This window comes from Bacillus sp. JAS24-2 (genome assembly GCF_008274905.1).
Lineage (GTDB): Bacteria > Bacillota > Bacilli > Bacillales > Bacillaceae_G > Bacillus_A > Bacillus_A cereus.
Map to the genome: position 1 here is coordinate 2,293,330 of NZ_CP031068.1, position 24,517 is coordinate 2,317,846.

Below are 24,517 nucleotides of genomic sequence, written 5' to 3' on the forward strand. Positions count from 1 at the left end.
GAGTGAAAAATATGTATATGGCCATAAAAGAAATTGTGGATGCAGCTAATAAAAGCCAAAAGCAAATTTATGAATTAGCAATCGAACAGGAAATCAAACAAACTAAAACTTCTTATGAAGAAGTATGGAGTAAAATGGAACGAAATTTAGCGACTATGCAACATGCAATAAATAAAAGTATCGAGGGCGACGGTGTATTTTCTCCAACAGGTTTGACCGGAGGGGATGCTGTAAAAATTAAAAACTATCGAGAAAATAGGAAAACTCTTTCTGGAGATTTGATGGTGTTAGGGATTCAAAGTGCTATCGGTGTTAATGAAGTAAATGCTGCATTAGGAGCTATTTGTGCAACTCCAACAGCAGGTGCGAGTGGGACGATTCCGGGAGTCCTATTTAGTATTAAAGATACGTTGCAGTTAAGTCATGAAGATATGATTCATTTTCTATTCACTTCAGCGTTATTTGGAACGATAGTCGCAAACAACGCTTGTATTTCAGGAGCGTATGGAGGATGTCAAGCTGAAGTAGGAAGTGCCTCAGCGATGGCGGCTGCAGCTGCGGTAGAAGCTGCGGGTGGAACGCCACAGCAATCTTCTGAAGCTTTTTCGATTGCATTACAAAATTTACTCGGTTTAGTTTGTGATCCGGTCGCTGGTTTGGTAGAAATTCCTTGTGTAAAGAGAAACGCCATTGGAACGGCAAATGCTTTAGCAGCAGCGGACATCGCATTAGCTGGCGTAAACAATCTCATCAATGCTGACGAAGTGATTGAAGCCATGTATAGAGTTGGAAGACAGATGCCTCGCGAATTAAGAGAGACAGGTTTAGGTGGTATTGCAGCTACACCTACAGGAATTTCCATTAAAAATAAAATCTTTGGGGAGAAACAATCAAATCAATAAGTTATCGAATATATTGTGAAGTTTTTAACAATCTTTACTCTATTGTTCGCCTAAGGATGTCTGTATATTGGGGGAGTTATCAATAAAATATACTACTATATAATTAAAATATTTTATAAGTGGTAACAAACCCTTCAGGTTGATGCTTCGCTAATTTTTTGATTTTTATTAACCTAGAAGGGGGATATTCGTTGTGGGGCACTATATAAGCTATTCATTTTTCAAGAACGGTCTATATTCCTATATCTTAAAAAGAGAATTAAGAATAGGACACAAGGAGGAATTATTATATGGATGGGAATACTGCAAAAAACATAGAATTTCAAGCTGATAACACTGCAGTAAAAAATGAGAAATATCTAGACCCTAAAAAGTGGCATAAACAGGATACTACCTGGGCATTGAGCCTTTTTGGAACAGCAATTGGAGCAGGAGTACTCTTTTTACCGATTAATGCAGGTTCAGGTGGTTTATTATCATTGCTGTTAATTACCATACTTGCATATCCTGTTATGTATTATTCACATAGGGCGCTTGCTAAAATGATTTACGCTTCGAACTCTGCCGATGAGGGGATTACAGGTACAATAAGAGAGTATTTTGGAAATAAGGCAAGTATCATTTTTAATATTGTATATTTTGTCTCCATTTATACGATCGTGCTGATGTACTCGGTCGCACTTACAAATACCGCTAGTAGCTTTATCGTGCATCAATTGCACATGTCGGAGCCTCCAAGGTCCATTTTATCGCTTGTTTTAGTACTCGGTCTTATCGCTATACTAAATTTTGGTCAAGATATAACTGTAAAGATCATGAGCATGCTAGTGTATCCTTTTATAGCTTCTCTACTTTTTATCGCAATATCTTTGATTCCACAGTGGAATACGTCAATGCTTAGTTTTTCAGCTGTTTCTACTGCTTCAACAGGAACAGGATATTTAGGAACGATATGGATGATACTTCCAATCATAGTATTCTCGTTTAATCATTCGCCTATGATTTCGTCATTTGTTATGAAACAGAGAGCTACGTATGGAATAGATGCTACTGATGCTAAATGTGCTCAAATACAAAAAGTTTGTTATATTATGACATTCGTAGTTGTTATGTTCTTTGTTTGGAGCAGTACCTTAAGTTTGACTCCAAATGATCTTAAGGTGGCAAAAGAACAGAACTTGTCAATCCTATCATATCTTGCTAATGAGCTTAATTCGCCAGTAATCACTATTGCAGCTCCTATCATTGCATTTGTGGCTATTACAAAGTCTTTCCTTGGTCATTATATAGGAGCGTATGAGGTAATGCGTGACATGATTATCAAGTCCAGTAAAAAACGCGGGAAAGATATAGGAGAAAAAACAGTTAAGACAATGATTCTTACTTTTGTCGTATTAACATGCTGGTATGTTGCTTATACAAATCCAAGTATTCTTGGAATCATTGATGCCCTTAGCGGTCCGCTAGTTGCTGCTATCTTATGTATACTACCAATGTATGCAATCCATAAAGTATCAGTACTTGCTAAATACAAAGGGAAATCTAGCAATGTATTTGTCATTATTATAGGTATTCTTACTGTCCTAGCAAGTATTAAGTCATTATTCTAATCCACTATTGTTAGTATCGATGCAAAAACCGTGGGATATGGAAAAAAGAAAGATTCTTATCGGAACTGAATTCTATATTGTTAAACTAAAGAAATCATGGTTTTGGACAAACTCCTCACATTGGAGAGTTTGTCTTTTTTTATCATTTTAGCCAAGAAGACCCCTTCCTCAAGGAACGTAAAATAAGTAGGTGGGAGATGAATTGGCTAAAATGATAAACTGGTGACCCCGTATGTAGAAGTAAAAAAGGGGGAAACTATTGTATAATTATCGATAATTTAGGGGGCGCCAAATGAAGCATAATAAAGAAGTAACACTTGGGGATTACGTTCAATTTTCATATCGTAAAAATCCTAATTTGCAATTAATGGGATTTGTGGTGAATGTTTTACAAAATACAATTGTTGTAGATATTGCCGAAAGAATGGATATCCAGGTAGATGATTTTAGGCAAGTTGTAAAGCATGGTTATTATAATAAAGTGGTTCATAAGGAAATAAAGAATAGTGTTTCATAAAAAAGTGCTCCTATATAAATTTAGGAGCACTTTTTATGGAGAGAATTTCCGCAAAGATTTTTTTCTGAGGTATAAAATTTTCATATGAAAATACGTTTTGAAGATATTTTCTTATTTGTTAATTAATAATTTTTTCAATCTTTATAGCTGTTATGGATTTAAAATATTATTCATAAAGATTTCACATAATTTTATTAAAAAGAAAAATACTAATACTTGTTTTAATACTTTACTTCGAGTCATTAAAACAAATTTACTAACTACGAAACAAGGAGGCATCACTGTGGACATTCGTGAAGGATTAATTCCAACAGCTTTAGGTACAGCAGTGACAGCAGCAGGTTATGCTCTTAAACAAACTCGTGGAACTAATAAAATGATTGCAAATACAGTATTTGGTTTTGGTTTAGCACACGTCGTTTTAGGTGTAATCGATCTTGTTGAACATCGTCGTTAGAACGAAAGGCAAGCATTGATATATGCTTGCCTTTTTGGGAGTACATTTATTATTCATTTTTCAAAATATGTTTGTATGGCGTAATCATTATCAATGTAATTAAATAGTTACACTACAAGGAAATTAGAAAGTAAAACTGTGAGCATTGAATTTTATGAAATGAGATGGTGATGGAATGGAATTTTCTTCTGAAAGTAATACGTATCATGCTGGTGACATTGTCTATATTTTTTACCGAAATCCTCATACTCAAGACGTAGCTAACATACAAGCTGCAGCAGTTGTAAATAATCCTGAAAGACCTAATGAATTAGCACTATTTCTTTACGAAACGTATTATCCACTAACAAATGAGATGGCTATATATGCTACCGAAGATGAGGCAAACCAAGCGTACACTTACTATTATGGTGATATTTCAGAGGGGATGTTAGAATGAATAAGCCATTTATGCCTAAGCTCGTATATTTTGAACCTAAAGCATTAGATTATCCTTTGGGGAAAGAGCTGTTTGAGAAGTTTTCAAAGATGGATGTTGAAATTCGACATACTACTTCCCATAATCAAGTAAGAGATTTGCCAGGGGATAATGATTTTCAAAAGTATCGAGTAGCAAAATCCACGCTGGTTGTTGGTGTTAGAAAAACACTGAAATTCGATACTTCCAAGCCTTCAGCAGAGTATGCAATTCCTTTTGCAACGGGATGTATGGGACATTGTCATTATTGTTATTTACAAACAACGATGGGAAGTAAGCCTTATATACGAACGTATGTAAATGTTGAAGAAATTTTAGATGCTGCTGATAAATACATGAAAGAGCGTGCACCTGAAGTAACAAGATTTGAAGCGTCGTGTACTTCAGATATTGTAGGAATCGATTATTTAACGCATACCCTTAAACGGGCCATTGAGCATTTTGGAGAATCTGAATATGGGAAATTGAGATTTGTTACGAAATTCCACCATGTAGATCATTTACTTGATGCTAAACATAACGGAAAAACAAGATTTCGCTTTAGTGTAAACGCTGATTATGTGATTAAAAACTTTGAACCAGGAACTTCTCCCTTAGCTAAACGAATTGAGGCAGCAGGAAAAGTAGCTAGAGCTGGATATCCTCTTGGTTTCATTGTAGCTCCTATTTACCTGCATGAAGGCTGGAAGGAAGGATACTATCATATGTTTGAACGCCTAAATGCTGAATTACCTCTTGATGCACGGGATGATATTACATTTGAATTTATTCAACATCGTTTTACAAAGCCAGCTAAGAGAGTAATTGAAAAAAACTACCCGATGACAAAACTAGAATTAGATGAAGAGAAAAGAAGGTATAAATGGGGGAAATATGGAATCGGAAAATACATTTATCAAAAAAGAAGAAGAAGGATATAAAAAACTATCTGTATTCCTATATGAAACAGTTCTTTCCTAATGCAAAACTAGAATATTTTACATAAAAGAAACGAACAAAATTCATTACATCATCAATCTAAAAAATTACTCACTCAAAAAAGTGATATTGGTCAACAATTCGCTAATAAATCATTTGAAAAATTTATATACGAAAGTCTTTTATGTAAAAATATGTTTCATTATGAACTGAATCCCAACAGTTAAACAGAAAAATACAGCGGTTGTATGAATATAAGTCCGGTATTGTACCGGGCTCATTCTTTTTAACGTTGCATCAATTCTTTTGTGAACATATTAATTTGAACATGTTTAAAAACGAACCATCTTTTGACAATGGTATTAGCGCTTTAGAAAGAACTTTCATAAAAAATGGTACTAATAATCCCTCCAAGTATTACTCCCATAGTAGAACCTAATAACAAAAATCTAATTGTTTAATTAGTAATTCTAATCTACCATTTTTTGCTGTACTATCAACTAAAGAAACAGTAAATGGTTGTTGAAACATATTAGAAAATCGAGCAATTAAAGACATAATATTATATTTAGCAAAAGCCGATGCAACTAAAGCTAATTTCGCCCCAACAAGTTGAACTCCATATCCTAAAACTTCTATAGAAGTCATAAGCATTAAAAATAAAAAGATACAAATTACTTTAAAAGTAATAAACTCCATAATCATACCCCTTAAGTTTCTATAAATACATAACTCAATAATTATATTAAAAATATTCAATATTTTCATTAAAATATAAATCAATTTCTATTTTATAATCAAAAACTATACTCCTTTATTTTGAATGATGGCATCACCTTTTATTAGAATTGTCCCTTGGTTTAGCAAATGTTTTTTTGTAAATAATATATTTGTTAAACCATTAATTAAGGGGGACTAGTATGCCGCAGGATCGAAAAGAAGAAGTGCAAAACGATACATATGAAGGAAAAGAGGTTATGCCAGATAATCCACAATATCTACCGCGTCACGTGCAAATGGAGCTGCCTCCCGAATTTTCTATAAATCCTCTTTTTGCCCGCAAAGGAGAATCAGTCGTTCCGCGCTTTCACATGCCTGATGAAGGCATGTTACCAGAAACAGCGTATCAAATCGTCCATGATGAAATGACTCTTGATGGCAATGCACGCTTGAATCTTGCAACATTCGTTAGTACATGGATGGAACCTACCGCAGAGCACTTATATGCTAAAGCATTTGATAAGAACATAATTGATAAGGACGAATATCCACAGACAGCTGAAATTGAGGAGCGGTGTGTCCGCATTTTAGCCAACCTCTGGCATTCCCCCAGCCCCCTTACAACTATGGGCGTTTCAACAACTGGATCGTCGGAAGCCTGTATGCTCGGGGGGCTTGCGTTAAAGAGACGCTGGCAAAATGCACGAAAAAGAGAGGGTAAGCCGGTGGATCGGCCTAATATTGTGTTTAGTTCTGCTGTTCAAGTCGTTTGGGGAAAATTTGCGAACTATTGGGAGGTTGAACCACGCTATGTGAAGGTTAGCCCTGAGCATCCCCGATTAGATCCTCAAGGGGTCCTTGCAGCCGTGGATGAAAATACGATTGGTGTGGTACCGATTCTCGGTGAGACTTATACCGGACTTTACGAACCGGTTGCCGCCATTGCAAAAGCGTTGGACGATTTACAGGAGAGGACGGGACTCGACATTCCTATGCATGTAGATGCGGCTTCGGGCGGATTTATAGCACCGTTTCTTCAACCAGATTTAGTCTGGGATTTTCAGTTGCCGAGGGTGAAGTCCATCAATGTATCGGGACATAAATATGGATTAGTCTATCCTGGCTTGGGTTGGATAATTTGGCGGGAAGCTGATGATCTCCCCGATGATTTAATCTTCCGCGTCTCCTATTTAGGCGGAAACATGCCGACTTTTGCCCTGAATTTTTCACGTCCTGGCGCACAAGTGCTCCTACAATATTACAATTACCTGCGTTTGGGGAAAAGTGGGTACTATGATGTCCAAAGGGCTTCTCAGAAGGTCGCTCTTTTTCTTAGCAAGGCGATTCAGGAGATGGAACCGTTCGAACTTTTGTCCGATGGTTCGGATATTCCGGTTTTCGCTTGGCAACTGAAAAAAGGTTACACATTAAACTGGAACCTTTATGATTTATCTCGACAATTGCGTGTGTTCGGCTGGCAAGTACCCGCATATCCATTGCCTCCAGATCTAGAAGCAGTGACGATTATGCGCGTTGTGGTTCGAAACGGATTTTCTATGGATCTCGCGCATTTATTTTTGAGGAACCTCAAACAGGCCGTTGCCTTTCTGGATTCCTTGGATGGACCTATGCCACATGATACGAAATGTGATAATGGGTTTCATCACTAATTAGGGAGCAGCTCTCGTCGTCGTTAAGTTGAGCTCAACACCCATAACTTTTCGAGCTATCGACTGGGAAGTGGTACAGAAAAGCTGATGGTTTCAACCAAGGGATACATGATGATAGGTGATGAACAAATTGATGCCTGAGGGCTTTACAATATCAAATCATACGCCTAGTTTTCAGAAATCTATTGGCTTTTCTTCTGGTTTCAAAAGACACAATTCAAATCTGTTGAAGAGTTAAAGAAATTTGTAGCTAGTATTTCCTTTTGGGAGGTACCATTAGCTGCTTTAGGAGTTACTCCACCATTACATTGGATTTTAGCGGATAAATGGGGTAAATCTATTGTATTAGAATCGACAAGGAGTAGTGACTAATAGTCCTGAGTTTAATTGGCATTTATAAAATTTAAGACAATATATAGGTCTTAAATCGCAGCCATGCGCGGGGGATGTACCATTAAGTGCTTTTGGACAAGGTTCAGGTTCAATGGGACTTAATGGAGATTTCACCCCACCATCAAGGTTTATACGGGCAGCGTATGGTAAACAAAATATTCAGGGTATAGATAACGAAGAAGAGGGTATATCGGTCATTTTTCTTATTTTGTAAAATTGTGAGGTTCCAAAAGGAGGAGTAATAACGGAAGAAGATACATTAGATAATACTATTTATACAAGCGCAACGTGCATGGAGTCTGGTACATATTATTACCATATCTATGATTGTAGATAAATTATTGCCCTTCGATATTAGTAACAGGATAGCTGCTTAACGATAAAAATGAATTTGCCAATTTTCTTGCAAAATGTAACGGGTGCTCTACCGATTGGATATGAATATACATAATTAAGGGATTCATGTATAACCAGTGATTATGTAAAGCACTGACAATAATTCCTTGTTGTACAATTGATTTCATAAATGCAGGGATCTCTTCTTGTAGAACCGCGATTTCTCCTAAATTTAATGCATTGCCATTTTGATCCAACGATTCAAAACTTACTCCGACGGGAACTACATAGGCACTTGGTTTTCCTTGAACCAGGACCTTAAAATTGCGGTGAAAAGACACCGAACAACCACCTTGATTTATTTTACTCTTTCCTTTAAGAATTGCAGCAAATTGATCAGAAATGAAATTTAAATTAGACATAAGTTCAATTCCTTTCTCGTGCTAAATTTATTCATTTAGAAATTTAATTTAAAAAATGTAGTTCCTTCTTTTAAAGAAAAGAACTACTTATAAACAACTTTTCTCTAAAATAAACAGGCCGATATGTGCAATTTGTACCCTGTTTATTTTAGAAGAAATATAAATGCTATTTCCCAACAAACATAACTTAATGAACCCTTTCTATATATCATTATAAAGAACTCATAAAGTAGGCAATTGTACATCTTTATTTTATGTAGGTTAGATAAATATGTGCCTTAATAAGTCTGTGCTTTCTTTATGAAATTCTTATTGGTAATTAAACAATAAATTTAATATATTTTAATGATTGTATAGGGTAAAACTTAATTTGTTTTTTCATTGAGACTATTCGTTTTTTCCATATTTCATATGGGAGTAAAGCACAAATTATTAATCCTATTGTTCCTAAAAGTAGCTTTGTTAATTGAGCATCAACAAAATGTCTACTGTTATAACCGTAATGTTGGACAGCGACAATGGATGGAGGTTCTTCTGCTACGCTATATTTAGGAGGAAAGGTTATAAATTCACCGTCTACATTATCCCATGAAGATCGTTATTTACCGAACGCTTGGGTGGTAACAGCAAACCAAAAACAAAAAATAAAGATGACAATTGATGGGAGAAAAATAGATACCAAAACATCAGATGAATTTGATGCGAACATTTCAACGAATTTATGAATTATTAAAAATAGAACAAATACATGATTTTTATCTCGTTAGTTGGAAAATTAAAATTATTTTTTAAAATTAGAAATTATTATTTCATATTCATGATTTGCACAATATCAAACGAGAGTGATGAGGATTCCAAATTTACGGAATTCTTATCACTCTTTTTTAGTTTTTTGTAAATATGGAACAATATCCTTACTTTCACTGTCTATTAAGCGTTAAAACATTTTTTATTAAATAAATTAAGAAAGGAATCATCATTTTTAACTAAGGGAGAAGATTGAATTGAAAAAATTATGGATGCTGCTTTTCGTTTGTTTCGCGGTTATGTTGGTAGGATGTAATAAAAACGAACCGCCAAAACAAGCATTTGAAGAATATATCAATTTATGGAATGATAGAAAATTTACAAATATGTATGATCATTTATCAGATCATGCAAAAAAATCAATTTCTAAAAAAGAATTCACAGAAAAATATCAAAAAATCTATGAGGGGATTGGAGCTAAGAATTTAAAAGTTAAAATGAAAGGAGAGAATACGAAAGATAAAGAGCTTTTTCTTTTTGAAGTTAAGATGGATACCGATGTAGGATCAGTTTCATTCATCCATGAAGCAAAACTTGTGAAAGATAAAGAGTCTTGGAAAATAGATTGGACGCCAGACTTCATTTTTCCAGGAATGAAAAAAGATTACAAAGTACGTATGCAAATAGAGCAAGGAAAACGCGGAGAAATATATGATCGAAATGGAAAAGGGCTTGCAACGAATGGTAAAGCGACTGAGGTTGGAATTATTCCAGAGAAACTAGGCGAAACAGCAGCGCAAACGAAAGAAATAGTAGCACAATTACTTGATATGTCTATAGAAGAGGTCGAACAAAAGCTCACAGCAAAATGGATAAAACCAGACTCCTTTGTACCAATTGGTATTTTAAAAGAGGGAACCAGACAGAATGATTATATTGAATTAGAAGGAGTTTCATCTCACCCAGTAAATATTCGTACGTATCCATTAGGTGAAGCAGCGGCACACTTAACTGGATACATAGGAAAGGTGAATGCGGAGGAGTTAAAATCACTTCAAAAACAAGGTTATCAAGCAGATGATTTAGTAGGTAAGACCGGTTTAGAGAAAGTGTTAGAAAATAAATTGCGTGGTGAAAAGGGTGGACGCGTATTTATAGAAGATGAGAAGGGGAAAGAGATTAAAAACGTAGCAAAAAAAGAAGCAAAAGAAGGAGAAAATGTTACGTTAACAATTGATGCTGCAATTCAAGAAAAAATCTTTAATGAGATGAAAACTGAAGCAGGGTCTAGTGCAGCGGTCAATCCTAAAACAGGTGAAACAATCGCACTTGTAAGTAGCCCTGCTTATAATCCAAATATAATAGTTAGAGGAGCATCGAAAGCCCAGCGAGAAGCATGGAGTAACGACTCGAAACTACCAATGACGAATCGCTTTACACAAGCATTTGTACCAGGTTCCGTATTTAAAACGATCACAGGTGCAATTGGTTTGGAAACAAACACAATAAATCCGAAGGAAGAATTTAAAATTCAAGGATTGAAGTGGACAAAAGATTCGTCTTGGGGAAATTACTATGTAACGCGTGTAAAGGATGCAAGTCCAATTGATTTTGATAAGGCAATGAAGTACTCTGATAATATTTATTTTGCTCAACAAGCTTTGAAAATGGGAAAAGATCAGTATGTAAATGAATTTAAAAAGTACGGATTTCATGAAAAATTACCAATCGAATACGAACTTCCTATTTCAATCATTGCAAAAGATGGGATAAAAAACGATATTCAACTTGCAGACACGGGCTATGGACAAGGACAAGTATTAATGACACCACTTCATTTAGCATTAACATATGCACCGATTGTAAATGAAGGGAATATTCCGTCGCCACATCTTTTAAAAGAAGCAAAAGTAGCGGGGAATTGGAAAGAAAATGTGGTTTCTAAAAAGAATCAAGAGATATTAAAGAGTGCATTAATCAAAGTCATTAATGACCCTGATGGCGCAGGGAGAATTGCACAGGTTGATGGTGTGACGCTTGCTGGTAAAACTGGTACAGCAGAACTGAAAGAGTCGAAAGAAGCAGACGGAAAAGAACTGGGATGGTTCGCAGCTTTCGATGCAAATGCGCCAGACATGATTGTTACAATGATGATTGAAGATGTAAAAGGAAGAGGAGGAAGTAACGTTCCAGGTGAAAAAATAAAACATGTATTTCAGAAATAATACTTAATTATAAGGTGAATTTTTCACTAAATTTATTACATGTTTGCTTAACTCAAAGATATAAATTGGGGGAAATATAGAACAATTAAATTTCAAAAAAGCATTCTTTCTAATCGAGAATGCTTTTTTGCTGTCATTCTAGAAAAGTTGACATTGTTAATGGTAAATAGAAGGGAATAGCAAATTGAAATGGACAAGTAGAGTGTTACGTTAAATTCAAAAAATAGATTATTGTGAGTGGATTTTTATCATTGTATGCTTTACTTGTTTTTTAGTAGTATTATTCTGCCTGAAAAAAGATAAACAATGGAACAAATGAAACTTGTATTTTGTCTATATATTGAAACCATAATAAAAAAGTGAGGGCAGTTTTATGTTTATTCAAATAAGTTTGAGGTGTGGAAATGGAACAGACGTTTATTGAAAAGTGTAATCATGATGAGCTGGACTATGTTATAAAAGACTATTGGCAAGATGTATGGAATTATTCATTTATTATTACGAAAGATCCACACTTATCAGATGATATCACGCAAGATGTATTTATAAAGGTGTTTAAAAATTGGAATTCATTTCGAAAGGAGTCATCTATTAAAACGTGGATTTTAAAAATCACAAGAAATACGGCAATAAACTATTTGAAATCCTCCTATTTTAAAAGGATATCTTTAATAGGATTTTTTAGTGACGATAAGCAATCCCTGTCAGCAGAACAAGAATTTTTTAAGCAAGAAGAAATGAATGATGTGTGGAAGGTGGTATTAGAACTACCTAAAAAGCACCGTGAAATAATTATATTGGATGCAAAATATGAATTATCTTATGAAGAAATGGCTGAAACATTAGGAGTATCCATTGGAACTGTAAAATCGAGATTAAGTAGAGCGAGAAGTAAGGTTTCAAAATTAATAGGGGAGGGTAGTAGTGATGAACAATAAACAAAATCCTGACTGGTATAGAAAAATAAAAAAAGGCCCAATGGAGAATCGTAAAGATGAAGAAGAATTTATTTCTAAAATAAAGCAGTCTATATATGAAAATAATGAAGTGGATTTTGAAAAACATAAAAGACCATTTCGTAAAAAAGCATTACCTATTGTAGTTGTTTTGGTTTGTACAATGTTATTTTTCATTGTTCAACAACCTTGGCTTGATGATAATAAATCGCCGGTACAAAGTAGTACTCAAATTAAGCCTAAAACAAAAGATGAGTCTGCTCAAGATCCATCATTAAAACAATTTATGAATGAACTATATCAAAGTACGAACTCAAAAAATGAAAATAACTTGTACAAAGCGTTAAATGATGAAGTTCTATTTAAAGGAAAGAGTTATAGGAAGGATGAATTGAAGTTTGATGAAGATATCTTTCATGAGTTGCAAGTCGCCCTTACAATGGGAGGAGAGTTTGCAAAAGATACAAAGCAAGTATATAAAGTACCAAGTGGATTGACAGAAAGTAACCAACCAAACCAAGCGCATTTTATATATGCAACTGTTACTGGAAATAAAACGAAAATTTTAGCTGAACCAAAGCGAGAATCACAAGTTTTATATGAAGTATCTAATGAAATGGTAAAAGCTTGGATTCCAGAAAAAGTACAGAATAATGGATATATAAAAATATCTATAATTAACGGTAATACTGGATATGTACAGAAAGAGTATGTTTTAACTGATATTAAATATTCATTTATGTTCGAAAAGAATAATGAAGGTATATGGAAAATAATAAATATAGATTCTATATGGTAAAAGAGGAAGGTTCATTAAAGTGAACCTTCCTCTTTATTTTTATTTTCGTTTTGAAGAGTATTCCAGTACTCTAAAATTTCTGATGTAACGAGAGCGGCAATGTTTTTTTCTGAATTACTACCAGGGATAACGACAGAAACGGCAATTTGTGGATCTTCCGTAGGAGCATACGCAATGAAAAGAGAGTGATTTATCATTCTTGCTTGCTCATTCGGAAAACCTGTAATACCTGTTTTACCTGCGACGTCAAAGGGCAACTTTTTAATTTCCTCTATATTTTGACTCATCCCACCTTGCACGACACTCCAAAAGTTCATCGGGTAACGATTTGAACTTTCTAAAATGGGTTTAAACTTTTTGGTTTCCTTACCATCTTGACCAATAATCGCACTTACGATTTGAGGCTTATATTTGTCGCCTTTACTTGCCAAAGTTGCTGCATATTGAGCGAGTTGAAGAGGAGTATGCACTTCATTTCCTCCCCAAGAGGCATTTAATAAAGCTGAAATCCCATTTTCAAATTTATTAGATGGATGGAATTCATATTGTCCGTCTTCTTCAAAGGGTAAATCAATCCCAGTTTTAGAACGTAGGCCGAATTGCATTAAATAATCTGTCCATATATGTGCCACTTTTTCTATATTTCCATTATTTTGGTTGAATAAGGGCAGAGCTACTTTTGCTGTCATAAATGTGTTAGATGAATTAATGATAGCCTGCCTCGGTGTAATCTCCCCTGTTGGTGTTCCAGGCGCATTCGTAATGTTATTTTGATTATCATACTGAAAAGTACCTTTATCTAAATAAGTATCTTCTGGTTGGAAAAGCTTTTCATTTAATCCAATTAAAATAGTGAGTGGTTTTATAGTAGAAGCCATATTTACATAAGATTCACCATACTTTAATTTTTGAATTGCTTTATTTTGCGAAAGAGATTTAATGTTTTCTTTTCTAGAAGATACATGTGTATTTAATATATTTGGATTAAAAGCTACCGAGTTGGCCATAGTTAAAATTGCGCCAGTTTTTGCATCGCTCACTATAGCATAACCAGCTTTAGCATCAGGTGTTTTCTTAATTTGAGATTTTAATGCTTCTTCTGCCTTTTGCTGCAACTCAGAGTCTAAAGCTAGCCGCACATCTTTTCCTTTTTGTACTTTTTGAATGTTCCATAAGAACTTTTTATTATTCAATTTAAAAATAAGAGTTTTGCCTGGTTTTCCTTTTAAATCATTTTCATATTGCAGCTCAATCCCGCTTTTTCCAACAGCCATATGCTTGGACTTAAGGTCATTTTCTACATACCCAATTACTTGTGAACCAATTTCGTGTTTAGGGTAATATCGAATCCATTCATCTTTAATTATTACATTATTGGGTTTGTTTTTGTTTATGAATGCAAGTTCATTCTCATTTATATCAGAGTATAACGGTATATCATTCATAGTCTTCTTTTTACAAGATTGTTGTAATTGAGATTTTATGTTCTCTGTAGAAATATCATGTTGAAACTCGCTTGAAAATTGGTTAAAAAAAGCTAATGTGTTTGATGTATCTTGTTTCGATAGCTTTTCATCATTAGAAGTGCAATATAGAGACTTAACTTTCTTATTTGTAGCTAGCATTACACCATTTTTATCAAAAATCTTTCCTCTTTCAGCTGAAGAAGTTGCGATAGTAATTGAAAAGAAGTTGATTTTTAATAAAATTAGTAAAATCAAACCTACAATAGAAAGAACCGCAAAAAATCTCCATCTTCTTGTATGTAACATATAACCCTCCCTTATGTAGCCTATTTCATCTTATATTTAATTATTTTTTTTGTAAATGTGGAACAACTTTATTGTTTAGGTTGTCTATTAAGTATTACAGCATGAAGAAAGGAATAATTAGCATGAAAATTTACTAGCAAGTTTATATGTAAGTTTAATAAGAGTTATTATACAGTTTAGCACTTCTAATGCAAGTGGCAAAAAAAATAGAGAGAAAACAAGAAGGGAGAGTTATTAATTCCGTAGCTAAACGAAAAGGAATGGTTGCTTACAAGGATTAAGCAAAAAATTGAGGCGATATTTATAACCGATTATCGGTATCTAATATATAAGGAATGCTTTTAGTATTTGTAGCAATTCCTGAAAGGATTAAATGGAGGATTTATGAAAGGACAAAAAGGCAAGAAGCAGAAGACATATATATCTATTCGATTAAATATAATGTTCCTTTGCATATTTGTACTATTCTCAGCTATTATTATGCAGCTAGGAAAGGTACAAATCGTTGAGGGAGAGGCTTATAAGAACCAAGTGGAAAGTAGTCAAAATGCAATAACTAGTATTCCAGTTCCACGTGGACAAATTTTAGATCGAGAAGGGAAAACAGTTGTTAATAATAAATCTCTTCGCACAATTACGTATACAAGGGTGAAGGGAATTACGAGTGAAGATATTTTAAAAACAGCAAAAGACTTGGCGAAAGTACTTGAAATGCCTGAACAAGATATAAATAAATTAACAGATATCGATAAAAAAGATTTTTGGATGCAGTTGAATTTGAAACGTGCGGAGACAAAGATTACTAAGAAAGATATAGAAAAGTTTAAAGAAAAGGGTATAGAGGGAAAAGAGTTAGATAAAAAAATAGAAGACTTAAGACGAGGTCGTGTTACAGAGGTAGAATTAGCAGAATTAACAGCACAAGATTTAAAGGTGTTAGCTATTAAAAGTAAAATGAGTTCAGGTTATCAACTAACACCACAAATTATTAAAAAAGATGTAACAGATGAAGAGTATGTGCGGATAAGTGAAAACCTTGCGAATTTTCCAGGAGTAGATGCAACTGTTGATTGGGAACGTAATTATGTAAATGGTAATTTATTTCGTTCTGTATTAGGAAATATTACGAGTAGTGAAGAAGGATTACCGAAAGAAAATTTAGATTCTTATTTAGTACGTGGATATAACCGTAATGATCGTGTTGGAAAAAGTTATATTGAACAACGATATGAAGATGTATTACACGGCACAAAAGAAGAAGTGAAAAATATTACTGATAAATCAGGAAACATTGTTAGCACAGAAATAATCTCTAAAGGAAAAAGTGGTAATAGTTTAACATTAACGATTGATATGGAATTACAAAAGAAAGTGGAAGAAAGTATAGAGAAAAACTTGAGAGCTTTTAAGAGTTCAGAGCCACTGCTCGATCGAGCTTTTGTTGTCATGACGAATCCAAATAACGGACAAATTTTATCAATGGCAGGCAAAAAGATTGTAGAAAAAGAAGGAAGAATAGAGGTTGAGGATTTGGCATTAGGTAACATGACAACTTCGTATGAGCTAGGGTCAGCTGTAAAAGGTGCTACTTTATTAACTGGATATGAGACAGGGGCAATACATCCAGGAGATCAATTTTATGACGCGCCGATGAAATTTAAAGGTACACAAGCTAAGAAATCGTGGAATGTATCCGGATTTGGTAATATTAATGATTTACGGGCTTTACAAGTATCTTCGAATGTATACATGTTCCAAACAGCTTTAAAAATTGCGGGAGTCAATTACGTACCAAATGGCTCATTGGATATTAAACAAGGAGCATTTGATACGATGCGCTATTATTTCAAGCAATTTGGTTTAGGTGTCCCAACAGGTATTGATTTACCGAATGAAATAATTGGACAAACGAGAAAAGTAGATAGTCAACCTGGGTTTTTACTAGATTTTTCTATCGGTCAGTATGATACGTATACGCCGTTGCAATTAGCGCAATATATTTCAACGATTGCGAATGGTGGTTATAGAATGCAACCTCAAATTGTACAAGAAATACGAGAACAATCAATAAAAGAAGAGGTTGGCAAAGTTATACGTTCCATAGAGCCTGTCGTATTAAATCGAATTGATATGAAGAAAGAACATATTGATCGGATAAAAGAAGGGTTTAGATGGGTATTCCAAGAAGGTGATGGAACTGGCGTGAAATATTTCAAAAACGCGCCATATAAACCAGCAGGAAAGACAGGAACAGCCCAAACTGTATATGGTGGAGATGACCCGATTGGTAGAAATGCAAAAGGAGAACGTATGGAATGTTACAACTTAACGTTAGTTGGATATGCTCCATATGATAATCCAGAAGTAGCATTTTCCGTAGTAGTTCCATGGCTTCATGATGATAAAAATGGAATTAATTCTATAATTGGAAAGGAAGTATTAGATGTATACTTTGATTTGAAACAGCAACGTATACATGGTGAAGCTACTAGTACAGGTAGTTCTAAGCAAAATTAGAGTACTTTTCTCAGGGAAGAGACCCTGTTCATATAAAGCCATTTATAAGTAAAAAAATGAAATATGAAATAAGAGATAGAGGCGTCGTAGCTACTATCTCTTATTTTGTTAATAACTCTCATACTAGCTATAATTTTTTTAGTTTGTGGAACAAATTTGGTTCGGTGATTGTCTATTATGTGTACGTATAAAAAGGTGCTAAAAATTTGGAAGGAATGATGATTTTGAAAAATAAGAGGATGCTAAAAATAGGAATATGCGTTGGTATATTAGGTTTAAGTATTACAAGCCTAGAAGCTTTTACAGGAGGGGCACTGCAAGTTGAAGCGAAAGAAAAGACTGGACAAGTGAAACATAAAAATCAGGCGACGCATAAAGAGTTCTCACAACTTGAGAAAAAATTTGATGCTCGAGTAGGTGTATATGCGATTGATACTGGTACAAATCAAACAATCTCTTATCGATCTAACGAAAGATTTGCCTTCGCATCAACCTACAAGGCTTTAGCAGCAGGAGTATTACTACAGCAAAACTCAATTGATACATTAAATGAAGTAATCACATTTACGAAAGAAGACTTAGTGGATTATTCACCTGTTACAGAGAAACATGTAGATACTGGAATGAAACTAGGAGAAATTGCTGAGGCTGCTGTTCGTTCAAGCGATAATACTGCAGGGAACATTTTATTTAATAAAATAGGAGGACCGAAAGGATATGAAAAAGCGCTTAGGCATATGGGGGATCGGATTACTATGTCTGATCGCTTTGAAACAGAATTAAACGAAGCTATTCCAGGAGACATTCGTGACACTAGTACAGCGAAAGCTATTGCTACGAATCTTAAAGCTTTTACGGTCGGAAATGCACTTCCAGCTGAAAAACGTAAAATTCTTACAGAGTGGATGAAAGGAAATGCTACAGGGGACAAACTTATTCGTGCAGGCGTACCAACTGAATGGGTAGTTGGAGATAAATCAGGTGCTGGTAGTTACGGGACAAGAAATGATATTGCTATCGTTTGGCCTCCAAATAGAGCACCAATTATCATCGCAATTTTATCTAGTAAAGATGAGAAAGAGGCAACCTATGATAATCAACTCATTGCAGAGGCAACTAAAGTTATAGTTAAGGCTCTTAAATAGTATTTTAGTTTTCGCATTTTTAACATGAAAGTATTAAAAGTATAAAGTTAGAAAACGACTCTTTTCTTGTGATAAGAGTCGTTTTTGTATTCTTATTATTAAAAAGGTAAAAGTAAAAATATAACGAATATATATGACATATCTCATACGAAATTTCATGTACTGTATTATTATATTGATTTAAATAAATTTCAAGAAAGTATAATATAATTCAGTTAGCATATAGAAGTGTTTGATGAGAATGTAAAGGAGAAAATATGAAAAAGAAAATTAATAGAATTGTAATGATTATTTGTATATTAGTAGGTTTTACAATCTTTTTATATTTACAGAACAATTTAATAAGTATAACTGAGGTTAAAATAACCTCTAGTAAAATACCATCCTCTTTTAAAGGGTATAAAATTCTACAAATTTCAGACTTACACAATAAAAAATTTGGCGATAATCAAGATGTGTTAATTCAAAAAATAAAAAGTATAGACCCAGATATTATTGCGATTACGGGTGATTTAATTGACAGTAAATCATACGATGCAGAAGTGAGTATGCAATTAATACAAAAAATGGTAAATAAGTATCCTGTATATTTTGTGACAGGAAACCATGAACAATGGTCTGGAAAGTATAACAGTTTAGAAAAAGAGTTGAAGAAATATGGTGTCAATGTTTTAAGGAATGAACATGTAGGCATTCGAAAGGGTGAGCAAGAGATAAACTTGCTAGGTATTGATGATCCAGAGTTTGTTACTGGAAACCGTGATGAAGGAAATATTATAATAGATGAAATTAAAAAAGCAAAAATTGAAATGCAGCCAGATAGATATAATGTATTATTATCCCATAGGCCTGAATTTATAAAGGAATATACGAATGAGAGGTTGGATTTGGTTTTATCGGGACATGCTCATGGAGGGCAAGTTAGATTGCCATTTATCGGTGGATTAGTTGCTCCAAATCAAGGTGTTTTACCTAAATATACAGCAGGTTTATATGTAGAACAAAATACATCAATGGTAGTGAGTAGAGGATTAGGAAATAGTATCATTCCGCAAAGAATTTTGAATAGGCCAGAGATTGTAGTCGTGCAGTTAAATTAAGCTGTACGATTTTTTTATACAAAAGTGAGTAAAGAGATTTTATGTATTTTGCAGGAGTTAACATTACAATTTTGTTAAAAATTTTCTACGTTACATAAAGTAACAAAATTTGACCCTGATTGTTTGTTATAGTGTAAATAATCAAAAAACTTAAAATTTGTCGAGTGAAAATTGTGATAAGTAATTCATGTAAAAAACTTAAAGGGGTGTACACATGCATAAAGAATATGAAATTGAAGAATACACAGCGATTGAGGAACAAATACATTATTATTGTAAATGTTTATTAGTAAGTCATCCTGATCAAATAATAAAGTATTTAGAAAAAAGGTTAGAAAAATATGCAGAAACATTACAATATGCACATTTATATCCTGACACAGTTATTTTACCGTTACAGCAATTAGTTATTGAATATTCTTTAGATGTTGCTAGAATTCGGAAGTATATGAATTTAAAAACGTAAAGTGAAATTTATAGTTTAAATGAAACAGAGTCGACTTTAGGAAATGAAATTCTAATGTCGACTCTGTTTCATTGTTTAATATCGTTGATTGAACATACATACTAATCAATGAAGTTTGACATATAATTAAGCAAGGGTAAAATAAAAGTGAGTACTCACTCATTTTATTGGAAAAGGAGGATGAAACGTGCAACAACCTTCCATTATTTTACGGACTGTATCAAAAAGTTTTGGGAAAAAAGAAGTGTTACACAATCTTTCATTGCAAGTTGAAAAAGCAGAAATTTTTGGTTTTGTTGGACCTTCTGGATCGGGGAAAACAACGCTCATTAAAATGATTGCAGGTATTAATGAGGCAACGAAAGGTGAAGTGCTTGTTAATAATACTAATATGCCTAATTTAAATGAAATGAAAAGAATTGGTTATATGGCCCAGGCGGATGCATTATACGAAGAATTGTCAGCATATGAAAATGCAGATTTTATAGCAACGATGTATGGACTAAAGGGAAAACGTAAAAAGACAAGAATTGCAGAGGTTTTTGAACTTGTACAATTGTCTCAGTATATGAAAAAGCAAGTACAACAATTTTCAGGTGGAATGAAAAAACGCTTATCATTAGCAATAGCGCTCCTTCACGAACCAGAAATATTAATTTTAGATGAGCCTACAGTGGGGATAGATCCGCTTCTTAGAAAAACGATTTGGGAAAAATTTTATGATCTTAAAAAGAAAGGCACAACGATTATTGTAACGACGCACATTATGGATGAAGCTGAATTTTGTGAGCGTCTAGGGTTAATTAGAGAAGGGAAACTAGTTGCGGTTGGAACAACTGAAGAATTGAAAAAACGCGTGTCATCTGGACGGATTGAAGATGTCTTTTTGCTAGAAGAGGTGGTGCCATCATGAGAGTTACTGGTGTAATTATACGTATTATTCGTCAATTTTTTCGAGATAAGCGTTCGTTAGCAATGATGTTTGGAGCACCGATGTTATTACTTTGGCTTTTGTCACTAGTGTTTACACAGAAAGACTATATACCGCAAATTGCTGTTGTTGATATGCCCGCTCAAATAGTAAAAATGATGAAAAATCAAGAAGCGTCAATTTATGAATACAGTAAGGAAAAGGCGATTTCTGAGTTGGAAAAACAAAAAGTAGATGCAGTATTTCGTATAGAGAATGGAAAAATGAAACTTCTGTTGGAAGGTAGTGATTCGTCAAAAAATCGTGCTGTACTTCAAGTATTGCAAAAAAGCACAGAGAAGAATGATGTATCGATTATGAAACCTGAAGTAAATTATTTACATGGCTCTAAAGACTTTACGATGTTTGATGGGCTTGGTCCTGTATTAATTGGTTTCTTTACATTTTTCTTTGTATTTATATTATCAGGTGTATCTTTCGTAAGAGAACGTTTAAGTGGTACGCTAGAAAGGTTATTATCCACCCCAGTAAGAAGATGGGAAATAGTCGCAGGTTATATTATTGGTTTTGGAATCTTTGCCTTTATACAATCCATTATTATCGTAAGCTTTTCCGTTTATATTTTAGATTTATACGTAGCTGGCTCCATATGGCTAACGCTACTTATTACATGTATGCTCTCTTTAACTGCACTAACATTAGGTACGTTTTTATCAGCATACGCAAATAATGAATTTCAAATGATTCAATTTATACCGCTTGTTATTGTGCCACAAATCTTCTTTTCTGGATTGTTTCCAATGGAATCTATGAATAAGTGGCTACAAATGTTAGGGAAAGTATTTCCACTCACATACGGCGCTGACGCAATGAGACAAGTGATGATTCGGAATCAAGGGTTTACAGAGATTGCATTAGATCTTACTGTATTATTACTTTTTTCACTATTATTTGCAGTAGGAAATGTATTTGCTTTAAAGAAACATCGCAAAATATAATAATGACAAAAAGGAGCTTTATAAATGCAGAAGGATTGGCTGGAGGAATTAATAGCTGCAACTAATACGGATAAACGAAATGAACGTCAAATGCGAATATTAGAGGCGGCTGTTGATATGTTTGGAGAAAAAGGATACGCTTCAACTTCAACAAGTGAAATTGCAAAGCGTGCTGGTGTAGCGGAAGGAACCATCTTCCGCTACTATAAGACGAAAAAAGATTTATTACTAGCGGTCGTAATGCCAACTTTAACTAAGTTCGTTGCACCATTTTTCGTACAAACCTTTGCAAAAGAAATATTTAAATCAGAGTATGAATCGTATGAAGGACTTTTAAGGGTTGTAATTCATAATAGATTTAAATTTGCTCAAAAACACTTTCCTATGATAAAAATATTAATTCAAGAAGTACCATTTCAACCAGAACTAAAAAATGAAATACAGCAATTAGTAGAAACAGAACTGTTTTCACATTTCAAAAAGTTGATTGTGAAATTTCAAGAAGAAGGAGAGATTATTGAGATACCACCATCTTCCGTACTACGTCTTACTTTATCAGCTGTATTAGGTTTATTATTAACACGATTTTTATTATTACCTGAAGAAAAATGGAATGATGAAGCAGAAATTGAAAATACGATTCAATTTATATTGTATGGATTAACTCCACGAATTTAATCGTCGAAGTGTGAATTACATATATTACTTTTTAAGTAAAAATAAATCGCCTTTAAAAAGGCGATTTATTTTCGTTATATATTTTTGATAAATAAGTACTTGTTTATTAAAAACATTCTAAATCAGCGTGTTTCTTTGTCTCTTCTTCTAAGACCTAATAATCCTGCTAGTCCTAATAAACCAAGCCAAGCCCAATTATTATTTCTATCACGATTATCATTTAAATCATTTGTTGTATTTACATTTCGAGTTCTTACATCATTATTAACTCTGTCTAAATTATTGTCATTTACTCGAGTTGAAATATCAGTGTTATTCACTCTATTCATATTATTTCCATCGTATTCAGCTTGCGCAGATGTACCTAAAAACATAATAGAGAGTGCTAAAACACTTAAAATAGATGATAATTTCTTTTTCATAACAATTCCCTCCTTTCTTAATCATTAATTTCTCCGGAGCATCTGTGTATTATTCATTTCACAATATCTAAACCAGTATAATAGGGCGCACATTTATTGAAAATAGAGTTGAATGATTGTTAATATATTATTGGATATATATTTCTCATAAAAATAAATGAATCAAACTTTGCTTAAAATGTTAATCTTAGTACAATTTATAGTATACGGACTAGCACTAAGGAGGTAATGAGATGCGACAATTTGCAAAACCTACAATCGTCGTAAGTAAATGTTTAGAATTTGATGCTTGTCGATATAATGGAGAGATGATTCCAGATGTAACAATACGAAATTTGCAGCCATTTGTTACATTTATACCTGTTTGTCCAGAAGTGGAGATTGGATTGGGAACTCCTCGTGAAACGATACGAATTGTAGAAGAAAATGGTGAGAACAGACTTGTGCAACCGTCGACACGAGAAGATGTAACTGAAAAAATGGAGCAGTTTTCAAATGACTTTTTACAAACAATATCGGATGTGGATGGTTTTATTTTAAAGAATCGTTCACCAAGTTGTGGTACGCGTGATGTGAAAATTTATTCTGGTTTTGAAAAAGCGCCAGCAAAGGGAAAAGGATCGGGCTTATTTGGCGGAGCAGTAGTAAAAAAATTTTCGCATCTTCCTATTGAAGAGGAAGGCAGATTGTCGAATTTTATTATTAGAGAGCATTTCTTTACAAGACTATTTACAATCGCATATTACAAAATGATTAAACATAATAAAAATATGAAAGACCTTGTATCGTTTCAGTCGGACAATAAATATTTATTTATGGCATATAATCAAGTGAAACAAAAGGAATTAGGGCGTATAATTGCAAATCACAAAAATGAAAAGATTGAAGTTGTATTTGAAAACTATGAGAAGACTTTATATGAATTATTTATGCGCACCCCCCGCTATACATCGAATGTAAATGTATGCGAGCACATTTTTGGATACTTTAAAACAAAGCTAAAAAAACAAGAAAAAGATCATTTTATAGAACTGTTACAAAAGTATGCAGAAAAGAAAATACCACTTAGTAGTTTACTTACAATTTTAAAATCATGGGCCATTCGATTTGATGAAAAGTATTTATTAAGACAAACGTATTTCGAACCATACCCTGAAGCATTAGTAGAAATTTCTGATTCGGGAAAAGGTAGAGATTATTAAACAATAAATTACATAATTCGACACAAAATATCCTATGTTGTTGTAGAACAATGTAGGAATTTTTTTGTGCATTAGTACAGAATCTGTTTTAAAATTAAGTTATGACAGAATTATAGCAATTGTCTAACTAATATTC

The 24,517-nt window shown here is 33.7% G+C and carries 21 protein-coding genes and 4 pseudogenes; 20 read left to right on the top strand and 5 right to left on the bottom strand.

Annotated features, from left to right (window positions below; all coding sequences use genetic code 11):
* Positions 1 to 11 precede the first annotated feature (11 nt).
* From sdaAA to splB, 6 genes and pseudogenes are all read left to right on the top strand, one after another.
* Positions 12 to 902 (top strand): L-serine ammonia-lyase, iron-sulfur-dependent, subunit alpha, encoded by an 891-nt coding sequence (sdaAA, locus tag DN407_RS11835; RefSeq protein ID WP_000281779.1) that lies wholly within the window; start codon positions 12 to 14, stop codon positions 900 to 902.
* A 290-nt stretch (positions 903 to 1,192) separates the two neighbouring features.
* Positions 1,193 to 2,512 carry an aromatic amino acid transport family protein gene (locus DN407_RS11840; RefSeq protein ID WP_000348954.1) on the top strand — a complete coding sequence of 440 codons (1,320 nt, stop codon included), beginning with the start codon at positions 1,193 to 1,195 and terminating at the stop codon, positions 2,510 to 2,512.
* Between the two features lie 292 nt (positions 2,513 to 2,804).
* Positions 2,805 to 3,029, top strand: coding sequence for a DUF2187 domain-containing protein (locus tag DN407_RS11845; protein ID WP_000682219.1), 225 nt, complete (start codon positions 2,805 to 2,807; stop codon positions 3,027 to 3,029).
* Positions 3,030 to 3,312: 283 nt separating this feature from the next.
* Complete coding sequence (locus DN407_RS11850; RefSeq protein WP_000354585.1) at positions 3,313 to 3,486, top strand: hypothetical protein; 174 nt, start codon at positions 3,313 to 3,315, stop codon at positions 3,484 to 3,486.
* Between the two features lie 175 nt (positions 3,487 to 3,661).
* Positions 3,662 to 3,925 carry a transcriptional regulator SplA gene (locus tag DN407_RS11855; protein ID WP_000396091.1) on the top strand — a complete coding sequence of 88 codons (264 nt, stop codon included), beginning with the start codon at positions 3,662 to 3,664 and terminating at the stop codon, positions 3,923 to 3,925.
* Positions 3,922 to 4,949 (top strand): annotated as a pseudogene (splB, locus tag DN407_RS11860) (spore photoproduct lyase). The gene DN407_RS11855 and the pseudogene splB overlap by 4 nt, the downstream one beginning before the upstream one ends.
* Before the next feature lie 368 nt (positions 4,950 to 5,317).
* Here the strand turns inward: splB and DN407_RS11865 are convergent.
* Positions 5,318 to 5,581 (bottom strand): lipid II flippase family protein, encoded by a 264-nt coding sequence (locus DN407_RS11865; protein WP_000394421.1) that lies wholly within the window; start codon positions 5,579 to 5,581, stop codon positions 5,318 to 5,320.
* A gap of 221 nt (positions 5,582 to 5,802) precedes the next feature.
* Here DN407_RS11865 and gad point away from each other — a divergent pair, with 221 nt between their 5' ends.
* Positions 5,803 to 7,272, top strand: coding sequence for a glutamate decarboxylase (gene gad, locus DN407_RS11870; RefSeq protein ID WP_097856541.1), 1,470 nt, complete (start codon positions 5,803 to 5,805; stop codon positions 7,270 to 7,272).
* A gap of 207 nt (positions 7,273 to 7,479) precedes the next feature.
* Positions 7,480 to 7,999, top strand: a pseudogene (locus DN407_RS11875) (linear amide C-N hydrolase); the annotation flags it as partial.
* 4 nt (positions 8,000 to 8,003) lie between these two features.
* On the opposite strand, the gene DN407_RS11880 reads toward DN407_RS11875, so the two are convergent.
* Together DN407_RS11880 and DN407_RS11885 are read right to left on the bottom strand one after the other, a co-directional pair.
* Positions 8,004 to 8,423, bottom strand: a complete 420-nt coding sequence (locus DN407_RS11880) for a DUF1259 domain-containing protein (protein WP_000067577.1) — start codon at positions 8,421 to 8,423, stop codon at positions 8,004 to 8,006.
* 379 nt (positions 8,424 to 8,802) lie between these two features.
* A pseudogene (locus DN407_RS11885) lies at positions 8,803 to 8,946 on the bottom strand (cell division protein FtsW); the annotation flags it as partial.
* Between DN407_RS11885 and DN407_RS11890 the strand changes: the two are divergent.
* From DN407_RS11890 to DN407_RS11905, 4 genes and pseudogenes are all read left to right on the top strand, one after another.
* A pseudogene (locus DN407_RS11890) lies at positions 8,942 to 9,148 on the top strand (phosphodiester glycosidase family protein); the annotation flags it as partial. The pseudogenes DN407_RS11885 and DN407_RS11890 overlap by 5 nt on opposite strands.
* A gap of 279 nt (positions 9,149 to 9,427) precedes the next feature.
* On the top strand, positions 9,428 to 11,395 hold the full coding sequence (locus DN407_RS11895) for a penicillin-binding transpeptidase domain-containing protein (RefSeq protein WP_025966181.1): 1,968 nt from the start codon (positions 9,428 to 9,430) through the stop codon (positions 11,393 to 11,395).
* A 404-nt stretch (positions 11,396 to 11,799) separates the two neighbouring features.
* Entirely contained in the window at positions 11,800 to 12,333 is a 534-nt protein-coding gene (locus DN407_RS11900) for an RNA polymerase sigma factor (RefSeq protein WP_000438327.1), read from the top strand.
* The gene (locus tag DN407_RS11905) at positions 12,323 to 13,150 is read left to right on the top strand and encodes an SH3 domain-containing protein (protein WP_149216270.1); all 828 of its coding nucleotides are present in this window, start codon (positions 12,323 to 12,325) and stop codon (positions 13,148 to 13,150) included. The genes DN407_RS11900 and DN407_RS11905 overlap by 11 nt, the downstream gene beginning before the upstream one ends.
* Before the next feature lie 14 nt (positions 13,151 to 13,164).
* On the opposite strand, the gene DN407_RS11910 is transcribed toward DN407_RS11905, so the two are convergent.
* Positions 13,165 to 14,922, bottom strand: coding sequence for a peptidoglycan D,D-transpeptidase FtsI family protein (locus DN407_RS11910; RefSeq protein WP_061139277.1), 1,758 nt, complete (start codon positions 14,920 to 14,922; stop codon positions 13,165 to 13,167).
* A 384-nt stretch (positions 14,923 to 15,306) separates the two neighbouring features.
* Between DN407_RS11910 and DN407_RS11915 the strand changes: the two genes are divergently transcribed.
* The 7 genes from DN407_RS11915 to DN407_RS11945 all read left to right on the top strand — a co-directional run bounded on the left by DN407_RS11915 (position 15,307) and on the right by DN407_RS11945 (position 22,757).
* Complete coding sequence (locus tag DN407_RS11915; protein WP_149216271.1) at positions 15,307 to 17,439, top strand: peptidoglycan D,D-transpeptidase FtsI family protein; 2,133 nt, start codon at positions 15,307 to 15,309, stop codon at positions 17,437 to 17,439.
* A 218-nt stretch (positions 17,440 to 17,657) separates the two neighbouring features.
* The gene (bla, locus tag DN407_RS11920; protein ID WP_002098388.1) at positions 17,658 to 18,584 is read left to right on the top strand and encodes a class A beta-lactamase Bla1; all 927 of its coding nucleotides are present in this window, start codon (positions 17,658 to 17,660) and stop codon (positions 18,582 to 18,584) included.
* Positions 18,585 to 18,841: 257 nt separating this feature from the next.
* Positions 18,842 to 19,684 (top strand): metallophosphoesterase, encoded by an 843-nt coding sequence (locus DN407_RS11925; protein ID WP_000727188.1) that lies wholly within the window; start codon positions 18,842 to 18,844, stop codon positions 19,682 to 19,684.
* A 214-nt stretch (positions 19,685 to 19,898) separates the two neighbouring features.
* A complete protein-coding gene (locus DN407_RS11930; RefSeq protein WP_000548621.1) occupies positions 19,899 to 20,150 on the top strand; it encodes a hypothetical protein in 252 nt (83 codons plus the stop codon).
* Positions 20,151 to 20,337: 187 nt separating this feature from the next.
* On the top strand, positions 20,338 to 21,063 hold the full coding sequence (locus DN407_RS11935) for an ABC transporter ATP-binding protein (RefSeq protein ID WP_001187071.1): 726 nt from the start codon (positions 20,338 to 20,340) through the stop codon (positions 21,061 to 21,063).
* A complete protein-coding gene (locus DN407_RS11940) occupies positions 21,060 to 22,079 on the top strand; it encodes an ABC transporter permease (protein ID WP_001266719.1) in 1,020 nt (339 codons plus the stop codon). Before DN407_RS11935 ends, DN407_RS11940 begins: the two co-directional genes overlap by 4 nt.
* Positions 22,080 to 22,103: 24 nt before the next feature.
* Entirely contained in the window at positions 22,104 to 22,757 is a 654-nt protein-coding gene (locus DN407_RS11945) for a TetR/AcrR family transcriptional regulator (protein ID WP_001168198.1), read from the top strand.
* A 122-nt stretch (positions 22,758 to 22,879) separates the two neighbouring features.
* On the opposite strand, the gene DN407_RS11950 is transcribed toward DN407_RS11945, so the two are convergent.
* Positions 22,880 to 23,179: a WGxxGxxG family protein gene (locus tag DN407_RS11950; RefSeq protein WP_000728151.1), complete on the bottom strand. Its 300-nt coding sequence runs from the start codon at positions 23,177 to 23,179 to the stop codon at positions 22,880 to 22,882.
* Positions 23,180 to 23,412: 233 nt separating this feature from the next.
* Between DN407_RS11950 and DN407_RS11955 the strand changes: the two genes are divergently transcribed.
* On the top strand, positions 23,413 to 24,381 hold the full coding sequence (locus DN407_RS11955; protein ID WP_001248645.1) for a YbgA family protein: 969 nt from the start codon (positions 23,413 to 23,415) through the stop codon (positions 24,379 to 24,381).
* Positions 24,382 to 24,517 lie beyond the last annotated feature (136 nt).

Bases quoted from the DNA above. Each gene is read 5' to 3' on its own strand.
- sdaAA (WP_000281779.1), top strand. From the start codon at position 12: ATGTATATGGCCATAAAAGAAATTGTGGATGCAGCTAATAAAAGCCAA.
- DN407_RS11945 (WP_001168198.1), top strand. From the start codon at position 22,104: ATGCAGAAGGATTGGCTGGAGGAATTAATAGCTGCAACTAATACGGAT.
- DN407_RS11925 (WP_000727188.1), top strand. From the start codon at position 18,842: ATGAAAAAGAAAATTAATAGAATTGTAATGATTATTTGTATATTAGTA.
- DN407_RS11915 (WP_149216271.1), top strand. From the start codon at position 15,307: ATGAAAGGACAAAAAGGCAAGAAGCAGAAGACATATATATCTATTCGA.
- DN407_RS11845 (WP_000682219.1), top strand. From the start codon at position 2,805: ATGAAGCATAATAAAGAAGTAACACTTGGGGATTACGTTCAATTTTCA.
- DN407_RS11955 (WP_001248645.1), top strand. From the start codon at position 23,413: ATGCGACAATTTGCAAAACCTACAATCGTCGTAAGTAAATGTTTAGAA.
- DN407_RS11950 (WP_000728151.1), bottom strand. From the start codon at position 23,179: ATGAAAAAGAAATTATCATCTATTTTAAGTGTTTTAGCACTCTCTATT.
- DN407_RS11905 (WP_149216270.1), top strand. From the start codon at position 12,323: ATGAACAATAAACAAAATCCTGACTGGTATAGAAAAATAAAAAAAGGC.
- DN407_RS11880 (WP_000067577.1), bottom strand. From the start codon at position 8,423: ATGTCTAATTTAAATTTCATTTCTGATCAATTTGCTGCAATTCTTAAA.
- gad (WP_097856541.1), top strand. From the start codon at position 5,803: ATGCCGCAGGATCGAAAAGAAGAAGTGCAAAACGATACATATGAAGGA.
- DN407_RS11930 (WP_000548621.1), top strand. From the start codon at position 19,899: ATGCATAAAGAATATGAAATTGAAGAATACACAGCGATTGAGGAACAA.
- bla (WP_002098388.1), top strand. From the start codon at position 17,658: ATGATTTTGAAAAATAAGAGGATGCTAAAAATAGGAATATGCGTTGGT.
- DN407_RS11900 (WP_000438327.1), top strand. From the start codon at position 11,800: ATGGAACAGACGTTTATTGAAAAGTGTAATCATGATGAGCTGGACTAT.
- DN407_RS11840 (WP_000348954.1), top strand. From the start codon at position 1,193: ATGGATGGGAATACTGCAAAAAACATAGAATTTCAAGCTGATAACACT.
- DN407_RS11865 (WP_000394421.1), bottom strand. From the start codon at position 5,581: ATGGAGTTTATTACTTTTAAAGTAATTTGTATCTTTTTATTTTTAATG.
- DN407_RS11855 (WP_000396091.1), top strand. From the start codon at position 3,662: ATGGAATTTTCTTCTGAAAGTAATACGTATCATGCTGGTGACATTGTC.
- DN407_RS11910 (WP_061139277.1), bottom strand. From the start codon at position 14,922: ATGTTACATACAAGAAGATGGAGATTTTTTGCGGTTCTTTCTATTGTA.
- DN407_RS11940 (WP_001266719.1), top strand. From the start codon at position 21,060: ATGAGAGTTACTGGTGTAATTATACGTATTATTCGTCAATTTTTTCGA.